Below are 5,000 nucleotides of genomic sequence, written 5' to 3'. Positions count from 1 at the left end.
TCCGACAAGCCTTGCGGCAGGCGGCCCCGCGCCCTATGTGTGGCTAAGGCGGGTTCTGCCCTTCCCGTGACGAGGCAACATTCCGGTGGCCTTAAGCAAATCCGAGGGAGCTGGCTCTGTCCGGGTCGTGGCCCGGTTACCTGGCGCCCACCTGTACATACAGGTCCTCGGGAATGCGTTTCCTCAACGGTCGCGGCGGTCCCGCCCCTTCTGTCCGACTCACGACTTCGGCCCGGTCAGCTCCGCGCCGTTCTCAGCAACCGCGGCCGCCCGGCGCACACGGATTTTGCATCACGGTCATCGATAATCATGGGCCCATCGGCGCACCGGGACCCGGGGGCACGCGACAGGTAGCCCCGGATACCGTAGCCTGCCGCGCCCCCGCCGGCGAAAGCCGCCACCAGCAGGCCGGCGGTGAACACCTGCGCGAAGAACAGGGCGACGCCAAGGCCGAGCGTGCCGCCGGCAATCAACCCCACCTTGAGCAGGCGCGTGCGCGAACTGCCCATCTTCTGGGTCAGCGCGGACAGCCGGGCCGCGTCTTCGCTCTTGTGTTTGGCCAGGCGCTCCTGGAACCGGGCCTTGGCGGCGGCGAGGCGTTCCGACTGGCGCGCCTCGGTCAGTCTGCGCTGGTCGCGCAACAGGGTCCCGATCCAGAGCGCCGCGATAAGCCCGGCCCCGAGCGCCGTCGCGACACCCAAAGCAATCAGCGCGGGGTCTTGGCCGGTCAGCACCAGCCAGAGCGGGCCGGCCGTGAGAGCCTGCAGGAGCCAGACACCGATCAGAATGCGCATCGCTGGGTCCCACCCGTGATCGTATCCAGAGCCATCAGTATAGCGGGCGACAAGGGTGGATACGAGTCGCCCGGGATCCGCCACGCAAGCGCCAGACCCACGTGTGCCGGAAAAAAGACGGCGGCCCGCAGGCCGCCAGTTGTGCATCCCGAATGAAGGGTAAGGTCAGCGCCGACGCGGCATTTGACGATCTTCGCGCACCGGAACCGGGATCGGCACCAGCGCCTCGACCAATCCGCGCACGCGCTCCGGCTGACGCCGGCCGCGCGAATCGTCGTCCTCGTCACGAGCCATCGACATCACAGCGATGCCGAACTGGACCCCAGAAAACACAATACCATTGAACACGAACAACAGGACCAACGCCAACCAGCCCCCGGACACATGGGTCACAAGGTGCCAGAGATTTCCGACGTTGAGATAAAGCAGGAGCGTCACGAACAGCGCCGCCAGAACGAAGCCGATCACGGAATGACGGATATAGAGGCGCACGAGGTCAGGCATCGACAATCTCCGAATGTTCACCTCAATAGGTAGCCATTGGCTGCCCGATTCCAAGAAAAAACTTCGCTTCCGCCCCGCATCGGCGCTGGCCGTAAGCCGGATTCGCTCCCACTCTGACCGCACGAAGGTTAACGGATTCTTTACCGATGCGCGCGCTCCACGTTTTCGCCCCGGCGCTGGACACGATCAGCCCAAGCCCCTTCTCCGTGAAATCCCTGCTTCTGTTGCAGATGAGCGGCCTGCCCTTCGAGCGCGCGGCCGGAGATCCGCGCAAGGCGCCCAAGGGCAAGCTGCCCGTTCTGGTGGAAGACGATCGCGCGATCCCGGACTCGCAAGCGATCCAGCATCATCTGGCGGACGAGCATGGCTTCGACCCGGACGCGCACCTGACCAAACGGCAGCGCGCCGAGGCGGCGGCGATACGCGCGCTGGTCGAGGAGCATCTCTACTGGACGCTTGTCCACGCCCGCTGGATCGAGCGACCGGACGCGGTGCGCCAGGCCTTCTTCGCCGCTCTGCCCGCGGCCCTCCGCCGCCCGGTCTTCGCCATGGTGCGCCGTCAGGTGGCGCGGGCGCTTCATGCACAGGGCACGGGCCGACATGGAGCTGCGGAAATCGATGCCATGGCCGAAGAGGGCATTGCCGCGCTCGCAACCCTTGTCGGTGACGCACCTTACGTGTTCGGCGACCGGCCCTCAGGGATCGATACGGTGGTCTTCGGCTTCCTCGAAAATGTTTTGCAGCCACCGCTGGACACGCCGCTCAAGGTCGCGGCCCGACGCCACCCGACTCTCGTCACCTATCACAAGCGCCTGCGCGCCAGCCTCGCGGCCCCGCTTTGCGACTGACCGTGGCGCCGTGTCAGGCGCCCTTGCGCGCCTGCCCCCTCGCAACGCGGAGCAGGCCCACCCCGCCCAGCAACAACGGCAGGCTCGCCGGCACCCGGATGGTCGAAACGAAGACCGGTGAGGTGTCGATACGGAAATTCGACGCCACGGTGTGCCGCTCGGCGAAGAACAGGTCGAAATCGTAGGTACTGCCGGGCGTCAGGCCCAACGTGTCCAGATCGACCGAACCCGAAGCTGCGCCATGCACCCCGCCAAGGTCCACGACGAGCGTGTCGTCGATGAAAACCCACACGTCGTCGTCCCCGGTGAAGGCGAACGTCTCGCCGCCGCGGTAGGTAAAGCTGGAATGCAGTTCATAGGTGAAGTGGTAGTTGTGCGCCCGGCCCTGGTTGCCCAGCAACGCTCCGTCGATCCGGAAGAAGCTGCTATTGGTGTAGGTATACACGTCCGGGTCGGGCGTGATCGTGTTGTCGAGCGTGATCGTGAGCTATGCCGACAGGTTCGTGCCCGGCACGTCGGTGTACCACTCGGCAAAGGACGCCGCACCGCTGATCCCGCCCGCGCCGGCGGCACCCACGAAAGCGGGCGTCTTGGCGGTCAGGGTCGGGCTGACCAGGCCGGGCGTCCCGCCGCTGATCGTTACTTCCATGTCGGGGTGAATGTCATTGAAATCGCGGCGCGCGCCGGGCACGGATCGCCATTCGCCGCGCATTTTCTTGCCGCAGGCCTGCGGGCAGGCAGGTGGGGAGGCCGCCGTTTTGCCGGGGCGGCGTCAGAAGGCTTCGGGACGGGACTCGCGCGCCATGTGGTCGAGCACGGCATTGACGAATTTCGGCTCTCGCCCCTCGGGGAAGAACGCCTTGGCCACATCCACATATTCGGTGATCACCACACGCGGCGGCGCCTCGCCGGCCACGAGTTCCGCACCCGCCGCGCGGAACAGGGCGCGCAGCGTGGGGTCGATCCGGGCGATCGGCCATTTCGCAACTAGCGCGCGATCGGTCATCTGGTCGATCTTGGCCTGCCAGTTCACCGCCCCTTCCAGCGTGGCACGAAAGAGGTCGACATCGCCCTCGGCCAGGTCCTCGCCATCCTCGTAGCCGAGGCCGAAGCGCCAATCCTCGAACTCGCGGCGCACCGCGTCGACGCCCTGGCCCGACTGCTCCATCTGGAACAGGGCCTGCACGGCATAAAGCCGCGCGGCGGATTTCATCTGGCGTTTCTCGGCGGCGGTGGTCATGCGCGGTCGGATCCCTCGGCGATCTGGAAACTGCCGGCGGGCTTGAAGCCCACGCCCTTGGTCTCACTTCCCCAGCGGCGGGCAAGCGCGATGAGGTGCAGCGCCGCGGCCGCCGCGCCGCCGCCCTTGTCCATGTCCTCGGGTTTGGCGCGGACGACGGCCTGCTCATGGTTTTCCACGGTCAGGATGCCGTTGCCGATCAGCGCACCCTGCAGGCCCAGCAGCATCAGCCCTCGCGAGCTGTCGTTGCAGACGGTTTCGTAATGCGTGGTCTCGCCCCGGATCACGCAGCCAAGCGCCACGTAACCGTCATAGTTCGACATCCGGTGCGCCAGCGCGATGGCCGCGGGCAGTTCCAACGCGCCGGGCACCTCGACAAGGTCGTGCGTGGCGCCGACGGCATCCAGTTTGGCCCCCGCGCCCGCGATCAGCATGTCGGCGATGTCGCGGTAGAACGGCGCAACCGCCACGAGCAGCTTCACCGGACGGTCGAAGTGCGGCAATTCGAGGATATGGTGGGGGTCCTGGTCGGCCATGTCTCAGCCCTTTCCGTCGATCCTGCGGGTGCCCTCGATCGAAAGCCCGTAGGCCTCGAGCCCGACCACGCGAGGCAGCGGCGAATTGGTCAGCAGCACCAGCCGGTGCAGCCCGAGGGCGGCGAGAATCTGCGCGCCAAGCCCGTATTGCCGCAAGGTCTGCGGCGACGCCTCGGCATCGACCGCGAGCTTCATCGTGGTGTCGCGCAACAGCACGACGACGCCGCGGCCTTCGCCGGCGATGATCTCCATCGCACGGGGCAGCTCGTCTGGCTCATGCGGCCCGAGGCCGAGCACGTCCTGCAACGGATCGAGCGCGTGCATCCGCACGAGCACAGGCTCCGACGAGGCAATGTCGCCCTTGCTGAGTACGACATGTTCGGCCCCCTGGGTCTCGTCGGTGAAGACGCGCATGGTCCAGTCGCCGCCGAAAGCCGAGGTCACCGATTTGACCGCCGATTCGTTCACGAGGTTGTCGTGCCGGTGGCGATAGGCGATCAGGTCGGAGATCGTGCCGATCTTGAGCCCGTGACGCTGGGCGAAGGACACGAGATCGGGCAGCCGCGCCATGGTGCCATCCTCGTTCATGATCTCGCAGATCACGCCCGACGGGTTCAGCCCGGCCAGCCGCGCCACGTCGACCGCCGCCTCGGTATGGCCAGCGCGCACAAGGACGCCGCCGTCGCGGGCGCGCAGCGGGAAGATGTGCCCCGGCGTCGCGATGTCGGAGGCGTCCTTGGACGCGTCGATGGCGACCGCGATGGTCCGCGCGCGATCATGGGCCGAGATGCCCGTGGTCACGCCTTCGCGTGCCTCGATGGAAATCGTAAAGGCCGTCTCGTGGCGCGATGAATTGTAGGAGGCCATGAGCGGCAGGCCCAGCGCGTCCACGCGTTCACCGGTCAGCGACAGACAGATCAGGCCGCGCCCGTGCATCGCCATGAAGTTCACGGCCTCGGGCGTCGCCATCTGGGCCGGTATCACCAGGTCGCCCTCGTTCTCGCGGTCCTCGTGGTCGACGAGGATGAACATGCGCCCGTTGCGCGCATCCTCGATGATCTCCTCGACCGAGGAGATC

8 protein-coding genes are annotated in these 5,000 nt (G+C 66.8%); 1 reads left to right on the top strand and 7 read right to left on the bottom strand.

Annotation, left to right across the window (positions count from 1 at the left end; genetic code table 11):
* Window positions 1–236 precede the first annotated feature (236 nt).
* Window positions 237–794, bottom strand: coding sequence for a hypothetical protein (locus BUR28_RS00040; RefSeq protein WP_074218251.1), 558 nt, complete (start codon window positions 792–794; stop codon window positions 237–239).
* A gap of 165 nt (window positions 795–959) precedes the next feature.
* Window positions 960–1,298: a hypothetical protein gene (locus BUR28_RS00035; RefSeq protein ID WP_074218250.1), complete on the bottom strand. Its 339-nt coding sequence runs from the start codon at window positions 1,296–1,298 to the stop codon at window positions 960–962.
* 146 nt (window positions 1,299–1,444) lie between these two features.
* On the opposite strand from BUR28_RS00035, the gene BUR28_RS00030 reads away from it, so the two are divergent.
* A complete protein-coding gene (locus BUR28_RS00030; protein ID WP_074218249.1) occupies window positions 1,445–2,146 on the top strand; it encodes a glutathione S-transferase family protein in 702 nt (233 codons plus the stop codon).
* Window positions 2,147–2,159: 13 nt separating this feature from the next.
* Here BUR28_RS00030 and BUR28_RS20290 read toward each other — a convergent pair whose 3' ends face one another.
* The 5 genes from BUR28_RS20290 to ribB form a co-directional block, all read right to left on the bottom strand.
* Window positions 2,160–2,591 carry a fibro-slime domain-containing protein gene (locus BUR28_RS20290; protein ID WP_074218248.1) on the bottom strand — a complete coding sequence of 144 codons (432 nt, stop codon included), beginning with the start codon at window positions 2,589–2,591 and terminating at the stop codon, window positions 2,160–2,162.
* Window positions 2,592–2,633: 42 nt separating this feature from the next.
* Entirely contained in the window at window positions 2,634–2,795 is a 162-nt protein-coding gene (locus BUR28_RS20285) for a hypothetical protein (RefSeq protein ID WP_217693497.1), read from the bottom strand.
* A 123-nt stretch (window positions 2,796–2,918) separates the two neighbouring features.
* On the bottom strand, window positions 2,919–3,386 hold the full coding sequence (gene nusB, locus BUR28_RS00015) for a transcription antitermination factor NusB (protein WP_074218246.1): 468 nt from the start codon (window positions 3,384–3,386) through the stop codon (window positions 2,919–2,921).
* A complete protein-coding gene (locus BUR28_RS00010; protein ID WP_074218245.1) occupies window positions 3,383–3,922 on the bottom strand; it encodes a 6,7-dimethyl-8-ribityllumazine synthase in 540 nt (179 codons plus the stop codon). Before BUR28_RS00010 ends, nusB begins: the two co-directional genes overlap by 4 nt.
* Window positions 3,923–3,925: 3 nt before the next feature.
* Complete coding sequence (ribB, locus tag BUR28_RS00005) at window positions 3,926–4,999, bottom strand: 3,4-dihydroxy-2-butanone-4-phosphate synthase (RefSeq protein ID WP_254813660.1); 1,074 nt, start codon at window positions 4,997–4,999, stop codon at window positions 3,926–3,928.
* Window position 5,000: the final 1 nt, after the last annotated feature.

The organism is Rhodovulum sp. ES.010, from assembly GCF_900142935.1.
In the GTDB taxonomy this organism is placed as follows: Bacteria; Pseudomonadota; Alphaproteobacteria; order Rhodobacterales; family Rhodobacteraceae; genus Rhodovulum.
The sequence above is the reverse complement of the archived record's forward strand: the minus strand, read 5'-3'. Positions and strand labels throughout refer to the sequence as shown.